Origin of the sequence: Rhodococcus mengyinensis (genome assembly GCF_048381435.1) — a bacterium.
GTDB classification, from domain to species: domain Bacteria; phylum Actinomycetota; class Actinomycetes; order Mycobacteriales; family Mycobacteriaceae; genus Rhodococcus_F; species Rhodococcus_F opacus_D.
Window position 1 is genome coordinate 52,015 of record NZ_JBLWIT010000092.1, and the last position, 19,838, is coordinate 71,852.

Genomic DNA, 19,838 nt, shown 5'->3' on the forward strand with positions numbered 1-19,838 from the left:
GTACGCGCAGTCCGACGTCGGGATGTGACACCAGACTATAACGTGTTCCAATTTTGCGCGAGAACCGTGCGCGATGTCAGACCGCGTCGCCAGGCTCCACACGGAATCCGACCTTCACCGTGACCTGGTAGTGCGCGATGGCGCCGTTCTCGACGTGCCCCCGGGTCTCGACGACCTCGAACCACTCGACGTTGCGCACGGTCTCGTTGGTCCGCGCGATGGCGTTCTCGACGGCCGCGTCGGTACTGTCGCTCGACGAACCGACGACCTCGACAACTCGGTACACGTGATCACTCATCGGGATTCCTTTCGTGGTTACTTGCCGTTCCGGACGATCGCCTGCGCCTCGACACCGAGCCGGGCCAGACGAAGATCACCGAGAGCCGTGAGGGAACTCCCGAGTCGGTTGGTGACGAAGCCCAGGGACAGGCCGCTGTCGAGGTCCGCGTAGGCACCGGACCCGCCGACGCCGTAGTGCCCGATCGCGTTCCGCGGTTGTTCCCGGGACGCGAGGATCGGCCGGTGGTAGCCGAGGGACCACTGCGGGCGGATCCCCAGGACGTAGTCGCGGTCGTGGGTCTGCACCTGCGACATCTGCGCGATGGTGGCCTTGCGCAGGAACCGGTGTCCGTCCAGCCTGCCCCCGTTGGCGATCGCGCCGTACATGCGCGCGAGCGCCCGCGCGCTGAACACGCCGTTCCAGCCGGGCATCACCGCATCGTGCACCGCGGGGTTCCGGACCAGCACGTCGAATCCCTGGGGCATCGCCGCCTCGGCGAGGCCGCGGGTGGGGCCGACGAGCGAGAGCACATTCGACGTGAGCTCCCAGTTGAGGCCGGCCGGGTTGATGTGCGGAAACAGCTTCGCGATCCGTGGACGGTGCTGTCCGGGAACCTGATACCAGAAGTCGTCGACGCCGAGCGGGCCCGCGATTTCGTCCTGCACGGCCTGGACGAACGACTTCCCGGTGACGCGTGCGATCAGTTCGGCCACCAGCCACCCGTAGGTGACGGCATGGTACCCGGGACCGCGCAGCCTGCGCGGATCCGCCGAGGTGGCCGCGAGGGCCTGGACGACGGCGTCGTAGTCGAGGAGATCGAGCGGGCTTCGCATCAGGCCCCGGACCTTGTGCAGTCCGGCCCGGTGGGTGAGGAGTTCGCGAACCGTGATGTCGTCCTTGCCTGCCGCGCCGAACTCGGGCCAGTAGCGCGCGACGGGCGCGTCGTAGTCGATCAGCCTGCGCTCGGCGAGGCGGTGGACGACCGTGCTGGCCACACCCTTTCCCGTCGAGAACGACAGGGCGACGGTGTCGCGGTCCCATCGGCGGTCGCGGTCTGCCCAGCCCGCCCAGATGTCGAGGACTTTCTCACCCCGGAAGTACGCGGTGAGCGCCCCGCCACCGTGCTGTGGTTGCCGGTACATCGCGAAAAATCGGTCGGCGAGCGGCAGGAACCGCGGATCGACGTGCAGCTCCGTCCGTGGCACGGACGCGGGCCGGGGAACTCGAACGCTGGTCGTCATCGACCACCTCCGATCTCGCTGCCGTATCTCCTACGGCAGTTGCGTCAACCCATTGTGACTACCGTCACCATACGACGCGGACCGGGGTGCCGTTCAGGGAAGCCGCCACACTGTTATGCCGTCGGTCAGACACGCTTGACCTGCAAGGAAATTGATCGCGAGCGACGGTCCAGCGGCGCACACCACGCCCTTGGCCGGATCCGCGACCAGCGCCTGCCCTCCCGGACCGCTCAGCACCAGCGCGGGACCGGCACCGTCGACCGTTCCGATGGCGACGCTCTGGGGCCCGACCGCCACCGCGGCGACTGCGCCACGACGTGCCTCGGCGGCACCGACACCGCCACCCAGGCCGGCGCCGAGCGCCGCTCCCGCGTGGGCTGCGTCGGCGAACCCGACACCGTCCGTGCCGAACGCCGCCGAATTGCTGCTCGTATCGGCGTTGGCCCCGCACGCGGTGCGGTCGACGACCGTGGTGTCACCCCGGCCCGGTGGGGACACACAGGACAGGGACACGGCCGACGCGGTGGCCGGCGCGATCATCAGGGTCCCGAGTGCCGTCGCGACGACACCGAGGACGAGTCCGGCAGTACCGACTGTCGTACGTTCCATGGCGACCTCACATTGTTCCCGACCCGACCGTCCCGAGCCTACGTGAGCGCCGGCTATTTGCGGTCTCGGTCCCGACTCGGTTGTACCCGCTTGGGTTCCCCCGGCATTTTGGGGTAATTGGGTGGGTACGGCAGATCGCCGAGACCGTTCGCGGCGTCCCGTTCGGCCATCTCCAGCAGCACGTCGAGCGATTGAGCCACGTCACCCATCGTCGCCATGGGATCGCCGCGCTTCGCGAGCAGCGCGGGCACGGTCGCGATGGTGAAGTCGTCAGGGTCGACGTCCACCAGTTCCTCCCAGGTGACCGGCGTCGACACGGTCGCGATCGGCGTCTTGCGGGCCGAGTAGGCGGACGCGATGGTCTTGTCCCTGGCGTTCTGGTTGAAGTCGAGGAAGATGCGTTCGCCGCGTTCCTCCTTCCACCAGGACGTGGTGGCCCGGTCGCCGCTGCGCCGCTCGATCTCCCGGGCGAGGGCGATGCCCGCGCGCCGCACCTCGATGAAATCCCAGCGCGGTTCGATGCGGAGATACACGTGCAGCCCGCGGCCGCCCGACGTCTTGGGGAAGCCGACGAGACCGAGTTCGTCCAGCAGCGGCCGCAGCACGTCCAGCGCGACCGCCCGGGCGTCGTCGAATCCGGTTCCCGGCTGCGGGTCCAGGTCGATGCGCAGTTCGTCGGGATGATCGACGTCGGGGCACCGGACCGCCCACGGGTGGAACGTGATGTTGCCGAGGTTCGCCGCCCACACGATGTTCGCGGCACTGCGCACGCGGAGCACGTCCGCCTTGCGGCCGGACGGGAACGTGACCTCGCACGATTCCACGTGATCGGGCCGCTTCGCGGGAACCCGCTTCTGGTAGATCTCCTCGCCCTCGATCCCGTCCGGGAACCGTTGCAGATGCGTCGGCCGATCGACCAGGGCGGTCAGCAGCGCACCGTCGAGTGCCACGGTCCGGTAGTACTCCACCAGGTGCCGTTTCGTGCCGCCCTCGGCACCGAGTTTGGGATAGTAGATCTTGTCGGGGTTCGACAGCCGCACGGCGACGCCGTCGACGTCGAGTTCTTCGGCAGGACTCGCCATCTAGGAACCTCCGGCCAGGACGTCGGCAAGGTCGTATCGCACCGGGACCTCCAATTGTTGGAACGTGCACTCGTCGGGCGTCCGGTCCGGGCGCCAGCGCAGGAACCGCGCGGCGTGCCGGAACCGGGCACCCTCCATCTGGTCGTACGCCACCTCGACGACGCGTTCGGGGCGCAGCGGCACCCAGGTTCGGTCGTTGCCGGACTGCCACCGGGTCGGCGCCCCGTCCGCGACGACGTCGTCGCCGACGCGCAGCTCGTCGAGTTCGGCGAGCAGTTCGATCCGCCGCGCCGCCGTGAACGCCGATGCACCGCCGACCATCGCCATCTGGTCGCCGTCGTACAGTCCGAGCAGCATCGACCCGATCCCCGGCTGACTCTTGTGCGGCCGGTATCCGATGACGACGCAGTCGGCGGTGCGGGCGTGCTTCACCTTCACCATTTCCCGCTTGTTGGGCAGGTACGGACCCACCAGCTTCTTCGCCACCACCCCGTCGAGGCCGGCCCCCTCGAACGCCTCGAACCACTTGGTGGCCGTCGCACTGGATTCGGTGGCGGCGGTGACGTGGCAGCTGGGTCCGCCGCCGATGGTGTCGACGAGCTGCGCGCGCCGTACCGAGAAGTCCTCGCGGCTGAGGTCGCGGTCGCCCAGGGCGAGCAGATCGAACGCGACGAACTGCGCCGGGGTCTTCTCGGACAGCATCGTCACCCGGCTCTCGGCCGGATGAATGCGCTCCGACAACGACTCCCAGTCGAGCCGGGTGCGGCCGTCGATGTTGCGCGGGACGACGAGTTCGCCGTCCACCACGCACCGCTGCGGCAGTTCGTCCTTCACCGCCCGGACGAGTTCGGGAAAGTACCTGGCCAGATCCTTTCCGCCGCGGGACCCGAGCACCACCTCGTCGCCGTCGCGGAAGACGAGGGTGCGGAAGCCGTCCCATTTCGGTTCGTAGGACCAGGCGAGCCCGGACTCCGGTTGCGCCGGAACGGACGACGCAGCCTTCGCGAGCATCGGCTGTAACGGAGGCATCACGGGGAGATCCACCCGTCCATACTGTCACCACAATTGGCAAATCGGACGGCGATGTAATCAAATAATGCGCGACACGGCAATCGCGGTGGACACGATCGAGGTGGCAACGGTCATCTCGGAGGAACGGGTGGCGGACGGTCACCTGACGGAGGGGTCAGACATGACAGGGTTAGTTCGGCGGGTGTGTACCGCAGTCGTCGCGTTGTCGGCGACGGCAGTTCTGGTGGCCGGGTGCGGTTCGGACACGACGCCCACCGCGGTGCCGGAGTCGGGTGCGTCCGCGGCCACCACGTCCAGCGAATCGACCACCGTGATCGACGGGCAGGAAGGCGAGGACGCCGGCGGCGACGTCGACTTCGAGGTCGCGATCGGTGAGTGCGTGAAGCTCGGCGGCACCGTCTCCGACGCCGAGATCGACAAGGCGGTGTGCGGCAGCGCCGATTCGAACTACAAGGTGATCGCCAAGGCCGCGAAGAACAGCCAGTGCATCAGCGACGCCGACTCGTACTACTACGAAACCCTCGGCGGCATCGAGCAGGGCGCGATCTGCCTCGACGTGGACTGGGTTATCGGCGGGTGCATGGACGTCGGCGGCGAGGATCCCGCGCGCATCGATTGCGGCGACACCACGGCCGTCGACGGTGTGAAGGTGACGGAGATCGTGCAGGGCGCCACGTCCGTGGACTCGTGCAGCACGTCGTCCAACGGATACGAATACCCCGAGCGCAAGTTCGTCGTCTGCGTCGACGAACTCTGACAGCAGGCGCCGGCCGGCTGCGGGCACTGCCCGCAGCCGGCCTCGCTCACAACCAGCCGCGGCGTTTGAAGATCGTGTACAGCCCGGCGCAGGTGAGCATCATCAGCGACAGGGCGAACGGATACCCACCGACCCAGTGCAGTTCGGGCATGTGGTCGAAGTTCATGCCGTAGACCGTCCCGATCAGGGTGGGCGCGAACAGGATCGCCGCCCACGCCGACACCTTCTTGATCTCCTCGTTCTGCGCGTAGCTGGCCTGGGTCAGGTTGCGCATCTCCTCGTTCTGTTCCTGCGACACCAGGGTGGCGTTGACGGTGAGGATGTTCCCGAGCAGCTGACGGAAGCCGTCGGCCCGCTCCACGACGACCGTCGCGTGGTCGGTGACGTCACGCAGGTAACGCTGCAGTTCCTCGTCGGTGTTGTACTTCTCGAATCCCGCCGACAACCCGCGCAGCATCCCGAGCAGCGGCCTTGTGGCCCTCTGGAATTCGATGACCTCGCGGGTGAGTTCGTAGATGCGCCGCGATACGCCCGGTGCTCCGCTGAACACCTCGGTCTCGATCTCGTCGATGTCGTTCTGCAGTCCGGCCACCACCGGTGCGTACCCGTCGACCACCGCGTCGAGGATGGCGTAGAGGACGGCCTCGGGTCCGAGCCGGAGCAGGTCCGGGTTGCTCTCCATCCGACGGCGGACCGCCGACAGGTCGGGGGATTCGCTGTGCCGGACCGTGAGCACGAACGTCGGACCGCAGAAGACGTGCAGCTCACCGAATTCGACGCGCTCGGTCTCGTCGCAGTACCGCGCGGCGCGCAGGACCACGAACAGCGTCTTGCCGTAGCGCTCCAGCTTGGGCCGCTGGTGGGCGACGATCGCGTCCTCGACGGCCAGCTCGTGGAGATCGAATTGCTTTGCTGCCGCATACAACTGGGCGTCGTTCGGCCGGTACATCCCGATCCACGCCATCGACGACGCGTCCGGCAGGCTCGCGAGCGCCTCGGACAGGGTGGCCGGGGTGGCCGTCTTCCGGCCGTCGCGGTAGACGGCGCTGTTGACCACCGTTTCCTCGGCGGGCGTCGGTTCGACGGGCCGGCGGGTCACCGCGTGACCGGCGTCGGCGTCGGACAGACCGGCGGAACGGCTGGGGAGGAGGGAACGGATCGGGCGCAGCTGAGGCATGACACGGGGCTTTCGAGGGAAAGTGGGCAGCGCGGAACAGCGCTGAGGAACACGGACCGTGAAACCGCGCACCTACCGGTGGAACGGTTTCAGTTGGTACTCGGAGGTTGGCTTCTCATCGGATGCCACACCTCCTTGCTCTCTCGAAAACGCAGTTCACGATCTCGGCGAACTGCAGACCGGAGGACACGATACCCCCGGCGACCGGCCACGACAACCTGGGATCCCCGCCGTGTCGGTCCCGGATCCGGCGCCCGCCGCGGCCGATACTGGGCGGGCAACGAATCACCACCGAGAGGCCCCCATGACCAGCTGGTCGGACAGACCGATCTGCGCGTTCGATCTGGAGACGACGGGGCCTGACCCCACCGACGCCCGCATCGTCTCCGCGTGCATCGCCGTCGTCGACGCTCACCACTTCGAGTCGCGAACGTGGCTGCTCGACCCGGAGGTTCCCATCCCGCAGGGCGCCTCGGACGTGCACGGAATCTCCACGGAGTACGCCCGGGCCCACGGGCAGGACTACGCCACCGGGTACGGCGAGATCCGCGAGGCTCTGCACGACGCGTGGACCCGCGACCATGCCGTCGTCGCGTTCAACGCCTCCTACGACCTGACCGTCATGCACACCGAGGGCCTGCGCCTCGGGCTGACCGAACTCGTCACCGGCATCGTGGTCGACCCGTACGTCATCGACCGCGAGATGGACCGGTACCGGAAGGGCAGGCGCACACTGGGCGCGGTGTGCGAGCACTACGGCATCGCCCTCGAGGACGCCCACGAGGCCGAGGCCGACGCGATCGCCGCCGCACACCTCGCCCGAACCCTCGCGCAGGAGTACCCGAATCTGCGGGCCCTCGACATCATGACGCATCAGGCCGGCTGGCACGCCGAACGGCAACGCGACTTCGCCGACTACCTCGTCCGGCAGGGCCGGGACGCATCGGACGTCAACGGCGAGTGGCCGATTCGCGGTCTCGCCGGGTTCCGTATCGCCTGATCCGATTCACGGCCGTTCGGAGAGCACGCGCGAGAGGATCGGCCCGATGACGGCGAGCGACTGCGGCTCGATCATCTCGTTGTGCCCGCAGTCCACGGGTTGCTCGTCGATCCGGCCGGTCACGAGCGGCCGCCACTCGTCCGCCGACCGAGCCCGGGTCGTGCCGTTCCCGTCGCGCGTGGCGGGGAAGATGAGCAGATCCCCGTCGTACACCCGGGGCACGAAGTGGTGGGCGAGCCACCTCGAACTCTCGTACCCGGCGGCGATGCGTTCGAGGTCGTGCCCTCGCACTCCGGTCTCGGTCCCGAACGATTCGTCGATCAACCGCGCGGCGTGCTCGTAGGTCATCTCACCGTCCCCCTCGGTCTGGAGTCCCAACCCGCGCAGGAGGTCCCGGATCTCCAGCCGGTCGGCCGGCGGGTCCTCGCCGCCCACGGGGTAGCTGTCCATGACGGCGAGTGTGGCGACCTCTTCGCCGGCTGCCTGCAGTTCGACGGCCATGGCGTGCGCGATGACCCCGCCGAGCGACCAGCCGAGCAGGTCGTACGGGCCGGTGGGCTGGATGGCCTGCATTTCCTCGATGTAGCGGTGGGCCAGTTGTTCGATCGTCCGGTAGTCGCCGTCATCGCTGATCGTGGGCAGCTGCAGTCCGTACGCCGGCCGGCCGGGAGGGAGATACTGCACCAGACCGGCGTACCCCCAGGACAGGCCGATGCCCGGGTGCACGCAGAACAACGGTCGCCCGCTTCCGTGCGCACGCAGCGGAATCACCACGGCGAGTGCCTCTCCCATACCGGCGCTCCGATGCGGCAGGTCGAGGCGGCGGGCGATCCCCGCCGGTGTCGGGTCGAGGAACATCCACTGCAGCGGAACCCTCCGGTCCAGCGCGGCCTGCAGTGCGCTGACGATCCTGGTGGCGAGGAGCGAATTTCCACCGAGATCGAAGAAGCTGTCCGCGGTGCCCACCCGGTCCACCCCGAGAACCTCCGCGAAGGCGTCCACGACGATGCGCTCGTTCTCCGTGGCCGGTGCCCGGAACGTCGCACCGGTCGAACCGAACTCCGGGGCGGGCAACGCCTTCCGGTCGAGCTTGCCCACCGGGGTCATCGGAATCCGATCGAGTACGACCACCGCGGACGGCACCATGTGGGCGGGCAGTCGCTCGGACGCGTAGGTGCGCAGTCCCGCGGGCTCCACCTCCTGCCCGTCCTGAGCCCGCACGTACGAGGCGAGCACGGTGTCACCGGACGGGCCGGTGTGACCGACGCTGGCGGCGAAGGCAACCGCCGGGTGACGGGCGAGCACGGCGTCGATCTCCCCGAGTTCGATACGGAATCCACGGACCTTGACCTGGAAGTCGCTGCGCCCGATGTACTCGAGTGCGCTCGCCGACTCACGCCAGCGCACCACGTCACCGGTCCGGTACATCCGGCACCCCGGTTCCCCGAAGTTGCAGGCCACGAAGCGTTCCGAGGTGAGCGCCGCCCGATTGTGGTACCCCCGTGCCATACCCGGTCCGGCGATATACAACTCGCCGGGCACACCGACCGGGACCGGCTGCAGCCGCTCGTCGAGGACCAGGAACGCGAATCCCCGGGCGGGTGCCCCGATGTTCACGCTCTCGCCGGGACGCATCGGGGCACTGACGCTCGCCTGGATCGTGGTCTCCGTGGGCCCGTACCCGCTGTGCAGGCTCCGCCCCGGCGCCCACCGCGCCACCACCTCCGGCGGGCACGCCTCGCCCACCAGGTCCAGGACCCGGAGCGAATCGAGTCCGTCGTTGTCGAGGGCCGCCAGTGCGGTCGGCGTGATGGTCGCATGAGTCACCTGCTCGCGACGGAACAGATCCGCCAGTTCGCTGCCCCCGACGATGGCAGGCGGCACGATCACGACGCGCGCCGACGCGCCGAACGCCATCATCAGCTCGAACACCGAGGCATCGAAACTCGGGGACGCCAACTGCGAGACCCGGGACTCGCGGGTGACCTCGAACCGTTGGTGCGTCTCCGCGGTGAAATCGGCCATACCCCGGTGGGTGACGGTGACGCCCTTCGGCCTTCCGGTCGACCCCGACGTGTAGATGAGATAGGCCGGGTGAGCGAGGTGCAACGGACTCGTCCGATCCGCGTCGGTGATCGGTGCCGACGACACGGCCGACGCCTGCGCCGTGAAGTCCTCGTCGTCGAGGATCAGCCACGGAACGGTGTCGGGCAGGGTGCTCCGGCGACTTCTCACGGTGAGGCCGAGCGCAGCCCGGCAATCGGTGAGCATGTAGTCGATGCGGTCGCGCGGGTAGGCGGGGTCGACGGGCACGAACGCCGCGCCTGCCTTGGTGATCGACCAGATCGAGACCACCGACTCGATCGACCGGGGCATTCCGACTGCCACGAACGTCTCCGGTCCCACCCCGCGTCCGCGGAGAACCCGGGCCACCCGGTTGGACCACTCGTCGAGTTGGCGGTAGCTGACCCGGCGGTCCCCGAGGGACAGGGCCACCGAGTCCGGGGCGAGTGCGGCGGCGGCCGTCAGCAGATCGGGCCACAGCTCGGGGCGCACCTGCGGCTCGCCGCGGGCAGGCACCATCGCCCGCAACTCCACCGCGTCGAGGAGGGGGAGGTCGCCGATCGGCCGGTCCGGATTCTCGGTGACGGCGTCGAGGATGCGCACGAAGCGGCCGGCGAAGCCGCGGACCGTGTCGGGGTCGAAGAGATCGGTCGCGAAGTCGACGGCGCCGTTCATCCCGGCCGGCGCACCGTTCGCGTCGAACTCCTCCGCCAGGAGGAATTCGAGATCCACCTTGACCACGGCGAGCCCGGGATCGATTCCACGGACTTCCAGTCCCGGCAGCGTCAGCACCGGTCGCTCGTTGTTCTGGAATTCCAGCGAGACCTGGACGAGCGGAGCATACGCCGTCGATCGGGTCGGGCCGACCGCGTCCACCACCCGCTCGAACGGAACGTCGGCATGGGCGAAGGCTTCGAGGTCGACGTCGCGACAGTGCGCGGCCAGGGCCGTGAACGACTCGGCGGCGTCCACCTGTGTGCGCAGGGCGAGCGTGCCCACGAACATGCCCACCAGGTCGTCGAGTGCGGGGTCTCCCCGGCCGGCGATCGGGGTGCCGACCGCGACGTCGGGGGTTCCCCCGAGACGGCTGAGCAACACCGCGAGGGCGGCGTGCACCGTCATGAATTCGGTGGAGCCGAGACGTCGCGACAGTTCGCTGATGCGACGGTGCAAGTCGCTGTCGACGGAGAAGTGGATGCGCGCGCCGCGGAAGGACTGCTGGGACGGCCGATCCCGATCCGTGGGGAGTTCCAGAAGGTCGGGGGCGCCGGCGAGGGTGGTCGTCCAGTAGTCGAGTTGCCGCGAGATCAGCGACCGGGGGTCGTCGCCCGAACCCAGCGACTCCCGTTGCCACAGGGCATAATCGGCGTACTGCACCGGCAGGGGTGGCCAATCGGGTGCGCCGCCGCCGACGCGGGCGCCGTACGCCGTCATCACATCGCGCACCAACGGGACCATCGAGAACCCGTCCGCCGAGATGTGATGCACCACCACGGCGAGTACGTGCTCGGTGTCGCTCAGCGAGTACAGTCCGGCCCGCAGCGGGATCCGCGCGGTGACATCGAAACCCGCCGTGACCAGCCGGGTCAGCTCTTTCCGCAGGCCGTGCTCGTCCGCGACGGGGACGGGGGTCAGAGTGGGCACCGCACCCTCGGCGGGCAGGATCTGCTGAACCGGCCAGTCCCCGCGGACCGGGAACATCGTGCGCAGCGACTCGTGCCGGGCGACGACGTCGGTGAGTGCCGAGTTCAGCGATCCCACATCGAGGTCCCCGCTCAGTGACACCACGATCGGGATGTTGTAGGCAGCCGAGGTGGTGTCGAGCTGATTGACGAACCACATCCGCTGCTGCGCGTACGACAGCGGGATGTCCTCGGGCCGGGTGCGGGCCGCGAGCACCGGACGTCCGGACGGCCCGGCGCCGGCGTGCTCGATTCGTGCCGCCAGCGCGGCGACCGTGGGCGCCTCGAACAGATCCCGCACCCCGCAGTCGGTGCCGAGCAGCGCGCGCAGCCGTGCCATCACCCGGGTGGCGCTCAGGGAGTTGCCACCGATGTCGAAGAAACCGGCGTCGGCGCCGACGCGCGCCAGTCCGAGTACCTCTGCGAAGACGACGGCCACCGCGTCCTCGATCGGACCGACCGGAACCCGGTCGTGCCCTGTCCCGGAGAGCAGGTCGGGTTCGGGCAGTGCCGTGCGGTCCAGCTTGCCGACGGCGGTCAGCGGAATGCGCTCCAGCACCGTGATGGAGGTGGGCACCATGTGGGACGGCAGGCGGTCCGCCAGGTGCCGGGTGAGTACGGCCGGGTCGAGGGAGCGACCCGACGCCGGAACGACGTACGACACCAGCAAGGTGTCTCCCGCGGGGCCGCGGTGCGCGAGAGTGGCGGCGAATCCGACGTCCGGCTCCGACATGAGGGTGGAGTCGATCTCGCCGAGTTCGATGCGGAAGCCGCGCACCTTCACCTGGAAGTCGGTGCGGCCCACGTACTCGATGCTGTGGTCTGCCGTCCACCGCACGATGTCGCCGGTGCGGTACATCCTCTCGCCGGGGCGGACGGGGTCGGCGACGAACCGTTCGGCGGTGAGTGCCGGTCGGCGGTGGTAGCCGCGGGCCAGGCCGGCGCCGGCAAGGTACAACTCGCCGGGAACTCCCACGGGGACCGGTTGCAGCCGGGAGTCGAGCACCAGTTCCGTCACCCCGCGGATCGGGCCGCCGATGGTGATCGGGTGCCCGGGGACCATCGGCTCGCTGATGTTGGACATGATCGTCGTCTCGGTCGGTCCGTACGCGTTGTACAGCCGGCGGCCCGGCGCCCAGCGGGCGACGAGTTCGGGTGGGCAGGCCTCGCCGCCGAACACCAGGTCCGTGAGCTGCACCAGCCCGGCCGGATCGAGTGACGCCAGCGCAGCGGTGGTGATGAAGGCATGGGTGACGCTCCGGTCGGCCAGCAGCCGCGCGAGTTCCTCGCCGCCGAACACGGAGGACGGAACGATCACCATCGTCGCACCGGCACCGAAGGCCTGCAGGTACTCGAACACCGACCCGTCGAAACTCGGGGTGGAGAAGTGCAGAGTACGGGACTGCGGTGTCGCACCGAAACGTTCGAGCTGGTCGAGAGCGAAGTTGTCGAGTCCGCGATGGGTGACCACCACGCCCTTGGGCACACCCGTGGACCCCGACGTGTACACGGCGTACACGGCGGTGTCCAGCGTGACCGGACCGTTCCGGTCCGCATCGGTCACGGCTGCCGCCGGGCGCTCGGCGCACTCGGTCGCGAAGCCGGGTTCGTCCAGGGCCAGCCAGTGCGCGGTGCCCGGGAGCCGGCCTCGGTGTTCGGTCGTGGTCACGCCGAGGGTGACTCCGGAATCGACGAGCATGTGGGTGATGCGCTCGTCGGGGTAGTTCGGATCGATCGGCACGAACGCCGCACCTGTTTTCGCCACCGCCCACACCGACAGAATGGAGTCGAGGGACCGCGGTATCCCGATGGCCACGAATGTCTCCGGGCCCGCCCCACGAGCGATGAGTGCGCGCGCTAGGCGATTCGACCGCTCGTCGAGGTCGCCGTAGCTCACGACGCCGTCCTCGGAGGACAGTGCGATCGCGCCCGGATCGAGCGCGGCCCCCTCGTCGAGGATCTGCGGCAGCGTGCGGGTCGACCCGCCCGGACGGCCGCGGACCGGCACCAGGTCGGCGCGCTCCCGGTCGGTCAGCAGCGACAGCGCGGCCAGCGGCTGGTCCGGACGAGCGCACGCGTCGAGTACATGCAGCACGCGTCCGGCGATGTCGTCGATGGTGTCCGTGTCGAAGACGTCCGGGAGGTACTCGAATTTCAGGCGCAGACGAGCGTCGACGGATGCCACGAGACTCAGCGGATAATGGGCCGCATCGCGCGCATCCACTCCGGTGACGCGCATTCCGGCGATGTCGGTCTCGGTGGAGAGCCCGGCGCGGTCGACGGGGTACGACTCGAACACCGTCAGCGTGTCGAATCCGACCTCCGGCCCGGCTGCACTCTGAATCTCGGCCAACCCGAGGTAGTGGTGATCCAGCAATGCCGCCTGCTCGGCCTGCACGCGCTCGAGCAGAGCACCCACCGTGTCGTCGGGGCGCAGCCTGACCCGGACGGGCAGGGTGTTGATGAACAGTCCGACCATCGTCTCGATGCCGGCCAGTTCGGGAGGCCGCCCCGAAACGGTGGCACCGAACAGCACGTCGTCGCGGGCGGTCAGCGTACCCAGCACAATCCCCCACGCGACCTGCACGAGCGTGTTGACCGTCAGGCCACGCGACCGCGCGACGTCACGCAGGCGTGTGGTGTGGTCCTCGTCCAGGTCGAAGACGAACTCGTCGGACATCGTGGACAGCCGCCGTCCCGGATCCGAGCGGGCCAGCAACGTCGGTCCGTCCACCCCGGCGAGGGCCCGAGCCCACACCTCCCGGGAGGCGCCGTGATCTCGGCGGCTCATCCACGCCAGGTAGTCGCGGTACCCGCGGACGCGGGGCAGCGGCGACGGGTCCCCTTCGGTGGCGTAGAGCGTCAGCAATTCCCGGACCAGCAACGGCATCGACCAGCCGTCGAGGAGGATGTGGTGGTTGGTCGACACCAGCCGGTAGCGGTTCGGCGCGGTCGCGATCAGCATGAACCGGATCAGCGGGGCACGTGTCAGGTCGAACGGGCGGACCCTGTCCTCGGCCAGCAGTCGCGCAACCTCGGCCGCCGCGGCGTCCTCGTCCAGAGCCGTGAGTGGGACGTCGCGCCAGGGCGCCTCCACCCGTCGCCGGATCACGTGGACGGCGTTGCCCTCGGCGTCGTGCCGGAAGCAGGCGCGCAGATTGGCGTGCCGGGCCAGCAGCGCATCGGCCGCGCGGCGCAGTCGACGCGGATCCACGGTGCCCTCGAGTTCGAGGCTCACCTGCACCAGGTAGACATCGAGGGAGTCGTCGGCGAGTTCGGAGTGAAAGAGCATGCCGGACTGCAGGGGCGACAGCGGCCACACGTCCGTCAGGTCCGGGCAGACGTGTTCGAGGTCCTCGATCGCATCCTGCCGCAGTTCGACGAGATCGAGATCCGACGGTGTGAACCCGCCGCCACCCGACTCCGCATGCGCGCCGAGAGCAGCGAGTGCCTGCACCCACAGCTGCGCGAGTTCCTCGACCTCCTCGTGGGTGAGGACGCCCGGCGGGTACGTCCACGTGGAGTTCAGCTGGGGGCCGTCGCCCGAGTCGACGGTCATCGCGTTGACGTCGACGACGGCCGCGACGGGCACCGCCGACTTCTCGCGCAGTCCGGGTTCCTCGACCGGCACCCACCCCTCCGCGGTCGCCGTGGAGGTCGGGCCCATCCTGCCGAGATAGTTGAAGCTGACCTGAGGCATCGGCAGCGGCGAAAGAACCTGCGCCGTCTCGTCGTTCAGGTACCGGAGAAGTCCGAAACCGATGCCGTGGTCGGGAACGGCGAGGAGTTGCTCCTTCACGGTCTTCACCGCGGCCCCCGCGGACGGGCCTGCGGCGAACGCGTCGTCGAGGTCGACCCCGCTCAGATCGAGTCGCACCGGGAAGATCGTCGTGAACCAGCCGATCGTGCGCGCGAGATCAGCGCCCGGCGCCAGCTGCTCCTCGCGACCGTGTCCCTCGAGACTGACCAGCGCGCCGGACAGTTCGATCCCGCGTCGTCGCCGCCAACTCGTCAGCGCCATGGTCAGCGCCGTCAGCAGCGCATCTCCCACACTGCCGTGGAAGGCCCGCGGCACGGTCGTCAGGAGCGTCTCGGTCAACGGGGCAGGAACCCGGACCGCGATGTCCGCGGCCGTCTCGGCGGTGTCCGACGCGGTCACCGGGCGCGACCCCAGCAGCGGGTCGGGCGCGTGCAGCATTCCCCGCCACAGTTCGACCTCGGCGGTGCGCTGGGGTTCACGCGCGGCGTCGGCGAGTGCGTGCGCCCACCGGCGCATCGACGTCCCCGGTGGCTCCAGCGCCGGTGCCGCGCCGGACTGCAATTGCGCGCACACCGCCGCGAGGTCGGGGATCAGGATCCGCCAGGACACACCGTCCGTCGCCAGATGATGGACGACGATCAGCACGCGACCCGGGTGTTCGGCCCCGTCCAGCCAGACCGCCTGCATCATGACGCCCGATTCCGGGTCGAGCCGGTCGAGGGCACTGTCCAGTTCGGCGCCGACATCGCCTATCCGCCCCCGGCGGAGAACGGTCGCCGCCCGCACCGACCCTTCCGTCTGCACCTCCATCGACCAGCCCTCTTCGGTGCGGGACGTGCGGTACAGCCGGGCCCGCAACAGGTCGTGCCGATCCAGCACGGCCTGCAGAGCTTCCGTCAGGGTGCGTTCGTCCACCGTGGCGGGCAGCGTGAACAGTGCGGACTGCGAGTAGCGGCGGAAATCCCCACCCCGGGCGAGCATCCACCGCACGATCGGGGTCAGCGGAATCTCGCCGATCCCGCCTCCCGGCAATTCGTCGAGAACAGCGGTCTCGTCTTCCGTCCCGGCCGCCGCGGCCAGCCCGGCAACGGTTTTTCGTTCGAACACCTCGCGCGGCGAGATCAGTATCCCGGCGCCCTTGGCGCGAGTGACCAGTTGGATGGACATGATCGAATCCCCGCCGAGGGTGAAGAACGAGTCGTCGACCCCCACCGAGTCGAGGCCGAGGACCTCCGCGAACAGGTCGGCGAGGATCCGTTCGGTCTCGGTGACCGGGCTGCGGCCCACGGTCACCCGCTGCCCGAAGTCCGGTTCGGGCAGGGCTTTCCGATCGAGTTTGCCGTTCACCGTCCGCGGCAACTCGTCGAGAACCACCACCGCGGCCGGCACCATGTGCGACGCCAATCGCACCGCGGCCGCATCGATGATCGCGGCCGGGTCGATCGCGGCGCCGGTCTCCGGCACCACGTACCCCACCAACCGGTCCCCGCGTGCCGTCACCGCAGACTGCGCCACCCCCTCGCACGCGAGCAGCGCCGACTCCACCTCACCGAGTTCGATCCGGTAGCCCTTCACCTGCACCTGGAGGTCGTTGCGGCCGAGGTACTCCAGCTGTCCGTGCCCGTTCCACCTGCCCAGGTCGCCGGACCGGTACATCCGGGCGCCGGGAGTGAAGGGGTCGGCGACGAATCGGCCGGACGTGAGGGCGGCCCGGCCCAGGTAGCCGCGCGAAACCTGCGCACCCGAGACGTACATCTCCCCGACCACGCCCGGCGGCACCGGATGGAGTCGACCGTCGAGCACGTTCACGCGCAGCCCTGGCAGTCCCCGGCCGATCACCGATGCGGATTCCTCCTCGACGAGGTCCCGGTCGATCGGCAGGTGGCTGACGTGCACGGTCGTTTCCGTGATGCCGTACATGTTGACCAGGACCGGCGCGGCGTCGCCCCGGCGTGCGTACCAGCGCCGCAACTGGCCGAATTCGAGGGCCTCCCCGCCGAAGATCACGTATCGCAACGACAGGCCGGGACCACCGGCGAGGCGATCGGCCTCCGCCAATTGGTAGAAGGCGGTGGGGGTCTGATTCACGACCGTGACGGTTTCGACGCGCAGGAGTTCGAGGAACTTCTCGGGTGAGCGCGCCGTGAAATAGTCCACCAGCACCAGCCGGCCACCGTGTGCGAGCGCTCCCCACATTTCCCACACCGAGAAGTCGAACGCGGCGGAATGGAACATGGTCCACACGTCGGCCGGTCCGAATCCGAACAGCGTCTGGGTGTTCGCCAGTAACGTGATCACGTTGCGGTGCGAGACCTGCACGCCCTTCGGCTGCCCGGTGGAACCGGACGTGTAGATCACGTACGCCACCGAGTCCAGGTGCAGTGGAGTACGACGGTCGTCGTCGGTCACCGGTAGCGACGAGAACTGCTGCAGCGCAGTCACGGTTTCGGGGTCGTCCAGCACCACCACCGGGACCCCGGCGCCGCGGAAGGTCGCGGCGTCCGCGGTCGTGGTGAGCACACACTCCGGCCGGGCGTCGCCGAGCAGGAACACCAACCGCTCGGTAGGAGAGGCCACATCCACCGGAAGGTAACCGGCGCCCGACTTCACCACCGCGAGCAGCGCCACGACGAGGTCGACCGACCGCGTCATTCCCACCGCCACCAGCGTTTCCGCACCTACCCCCTTCGCCACGAGCAGTCGCGCGAGCCGGTTGGCCCGGTCGTCGAGTTCGCGGTATGTCATCGACGCGCCGTCGCAGCGCACCGCGACGGCGTCGCCCGCGGATGCCACCATGCGATCGAACGCGTCCACGAGCGACAGCGGTGGGACGTCGGTCCCCGGCCGATGCGCGGCGGTGAGCACGAGCTCGCGTTCGGGCGCGTGCAGGATGTCGATGTCCCCGACGGGTGTGGCCGGGTCGGTGGTCACGGCCTCGATCACGCGCACGAAGCGCTCCGCGAAACTCTGTACCGACGCACGATCGAACACGTCGGTCGCGTAGCGGAGGCCGGCGCCGATCCCGGCCGGAACCCCCTGCTCGTCGACTCGCTCCACCAGGCTCAGCTGCAGATCGAACTTCGCGACGTCCAGATCGACGTCGAGCGACCGGGCGGTCAACCCGGGCAGTTCCAGGTGGGTGCGGGTGGCGTTCTGGAATTCGATCAACACCTGGAACAGGGGTGAGTGCGCGGTGGACCGCTCGGGTGCGAGTTCGTCCACCAGACGCTCGAAGGGGAGGTCTGCGTGCTCGAACGCGCCGAGGTCCGCCGACCGCACGTCGGTGAGCACGTCGGCGAACGACGATCCTGGTGCCACCGCTGTGCGGAGCACCAGCGTGTTGACGAACATTCCCACCACGTCGTCGAGTGCCGCGTGGCCCCGGCCCGCGATCGGGGTTCCCACCACCACGTCGTCCGATCCCGACACTCTCTCGAGCAGCACGGCCAGCGCGGCGTGCACCACCATGAACAGCGTCGAATTGTGCTGGCGTGCCAGCTCGGTCAGAGCTTTGTGGACGGAGGGCGGGATGTCGAACGGGACGACGTCTCCGAGGAGCGACCGCTGGAGGGGTCGTGGCCGATCCAGAGGCAGTGGCAGCACGTCCGGGATGCCCGACAACGTCCGCGCCCAATAGCCGAGTTGCCCGGACATCATCGAATCGGGCTGGTCTTCGGTGCCCAGAGCCGCTCGCTGCCACAGGCTGTAGTCGGCGTACTGCACGGGCAGCGGCGCCCAGCCGGGTGCCTGCTGCTGCGCGCGGGCGGTGTAGGCGAGCATCACGTCCCGCGCGAGAGGTGCCATCGAGAAGCCGTCGGCCGCGATGTGGTGCGCGACGAGGGCGAGAACGTGCCGTTCGGGAGTGAGTTCCCACAGTCGCACCCGGATCGGAAGGTCCTCGGTGACATCGAATCCCACGCCGAAGAATGCGGTGAGCGAGTCGTGAAGGGCCCCTTCGGCAACCGGGACCGGTTCGAGGTCAGGGGTCGCGAGCTCGGAATCGACGATCACCTGCCGGGGTCCGTCGGCGGAACCGGGAAACACGGTCCGCAGCGACTCGTGGCGGTCCATGACGTCGCCGAGTGCCGCTCGTAGCGCAGACAGGTCCACCGCGCCGTCCAAGTCGAGGGCGACCGGAATGTTGTAGGCCGGTGAGGAGGTGTCGAATTGGTTGATGAACCACATGCGCTGCTGCGCGAGGGAAAGGGGAATCCGCTCGGGCCGCGCCGTCGCGGTGAGTGGCGGGGAGGCGGAACTCGTCCTCACGTCCGAGTCGATCCGGACGGCCAGATCGGACACCACGGGTGCGTCGAACAGCGCCGCGACACCCAGAGTCGTGTCCAGTGCGCTGTTGATGCGTCCCACTGCCCGGGTGGCACTGAGCGAGTCTCCCCCGAGGTCGAAGAAGCTGTCGTCGGCCCCGACGCGATCGACATCGAGGACGGCGGCGAAGGCCGTGGCGATCGCTTCCTCCGCGGGTGTGGTGGGGGCGCGATATCCGATCGTGCGCGTGCCGAAGTCAGGTTTGGGCAGGGATTTTCGATCGAGTTTGCCGTTCACCGTCACCGGCAACTCCGCCAGCACCACCACCACCGACGGCACCATGAACCCCGGCAACGCCACCGCAGCCGACTCCCGCACCACCCGCTCGTCCACCACCGCACCGGCCACCGGCACCACATACCCCGCCAGATAATCACCCGACGACCCATCACCGCGCAGCACCACCACCGCCTGCGCCACATCCTCCCGGCGCAACAACACCGCCTCGATCTCCCCCAACTCGACCCGCTGACCCCGCAACTTCACCTGAAAATCCGTACGCCCCAAATACTCCAACACCCCACCCGGCAACCACCGAACCCGATCCCCCGTCCGATACAACCGCGAACCCTCCACCCCAGCACCGAACGGATTCGCCACGAACCGATCCGCCGTCAAATCCGGCCGCCCCTGATACCCCCGCGCCAACTGCACACCCCCGAGATACAACTCCCCCGCCACCCCCACCGGCACCACCCGCAACCGCCCGTCGAGCACGTAGACCTGCGTATTCCACACCGGCACCCCGATCGGCACCACCGTCCGATCCGCCCCCGTGACCTCGTGGAACGTCACATCCACCGACGCCTCCGTCGGACCGTACAGATTGTG

9 protein-coding genes are annotated in these 19,838 nt (G+C 68.9%); 2 read left to right on the forward strand and 7 right to left on the reverse strand.

Annotation, left to right across the window (positions count from 1 at the left end; genetic code table 11):
• Nucleotides 1–76 precede the first annotated feature (76 nt).
• The 5 genes from ACNJ7E_RS17900 to ACNJ7E_RS17920 all read right to left on the reverse strand — a co-directional run bounded on the left by ACNJ7E_RS17900 (nucleotide 77) and on the right by ACNJ7E_RS17920 (nucleotide 4,256).
• A complete protein-coding gene (locus ACNJ7E_RS17900) occupies nucleotides 77–298 on the reverse strand; it encodes a dodecin (protein WP_280784598.1) in 222 nt (73 codons plus the stop codon).
• A gap of 17 nt (nucleotides 299–315) precedes the next feature.
• Nucleotides 316–1,521, reverse strand: a complete 1,206-nt coding sequence (locus ACNJ7E_RS17905) for a serine hydrolase domain-containing protein (RefSeq protein WP_280784599.1) — start codon at nucleotides 1,519–1,521, stop codon at nucleotides 316–318.
• 93 nt (nucleotides 1,522–1,614) lie between these two features.
• Nucleotides 1,615–2,130 (reverse strand): DUF6764 family protein, encoded by a 516-nt coding sequence (locus ACNJ7E_RS17910; protein WP_418340580.1) that lies wholly within the window; start codon nucleotides 2,128–2,130, stop codon nucleotides 1,615–1,617.
• A 53-nt stretch (nucleotides 2,131–2,183) separates the two neighbouring features.
• Nucleotides 2,184–3,212, reverse strand: a complete 1,029-nt coding sequence (ligD, locus tag ACNJ7E_RS17915) for a non-homologous end-joining DNA ligase (RefSeq protein WP_283330826.1) — start codon at nucleotides 3,210–3,212, stop codon at nucleotides 2,184–2,186.
• The gene (locus ACNJ7E_RS17920) at nucleotides 3,213–4,256 is read right to left on the reverse strand and encodes an ATP-dependent DNA ligase (protein WP_280784602.1); all 1,044 of its coding nucleotides are present in this window, start codon (nucleotides 4,254–4,256) and stop codon (nucleotides 3,213–3,215) included.
• Between the two features lie 148 nt (nucleotides 4,257–4,404).
• Here ACNJ7E_RS17920 and lppU point away from each other — a divergent pair, with 148 nt between their 5' ends.
• Complete coding sequence (lppU, locus tag ACNJ7E_RS17925; RefSeq protein WP_037197591.1) at nucleotides 4,405–5,001, forward strand: LppU family putative lipoprotein; 597 nt, start codon at nucleotides 4,405–4,407, stop codon at nucleotides 4,999–5,001.
• A gap of 46 nt (nucleotides 5,002–5,047) precedes the next feature.
• Here lppU and ACNJ7E_RS17930 read toward each other — a convergent pair whose 3' ends face one another.
• On the reverse strand, nucleotides 5,048–6,178 hold the full coding sequence (locus tag ACNJ7E_RS17930) for a magnesium and cobalt transport protein CorA (protein WP_005253068.1): 1,131 nt from the start codon (nucleotides 6,176–6,178) through the stop codon (nucleotides 5,048–5,050).
• A gap of 304 nt (nucleotides 6,179–6,482) precedes the next feature.
• Here ACNJ7E_RS17930 and ACNJ7E_RS17935 point away from each other — a divergent pair, with 304 nt between their 5' ends.
• Nucleotides 6,483–7,178 (forward strand): 3'-5' exonuclease, encoded by a 696-nt coding sequence (locus tag ACNJ7E_RS17935; protein ID WP_280784604.1) that lies wholly within the window; start codon nucleotides 6,483–6,485, stop codon nucleotides 7,176–7,178.
• A 6-nt stretch (nucleotides 7,179–7,184) separates the two neighbouring features.
• On the opposite strand, the gene ACNJ7E_RS17940 is transcribed toward ACNJ7E_RS17935, so the two are convergent.
• Nucleotides 7,185–19,838, reverse strand: a 12,654-nt coding sequence (locus ACNJ7E_RS17940) for an amino acid adenylation domain-containing protein (protein WP_418340581.1), incomplete at its 5' end; no start/stop codon positions are given.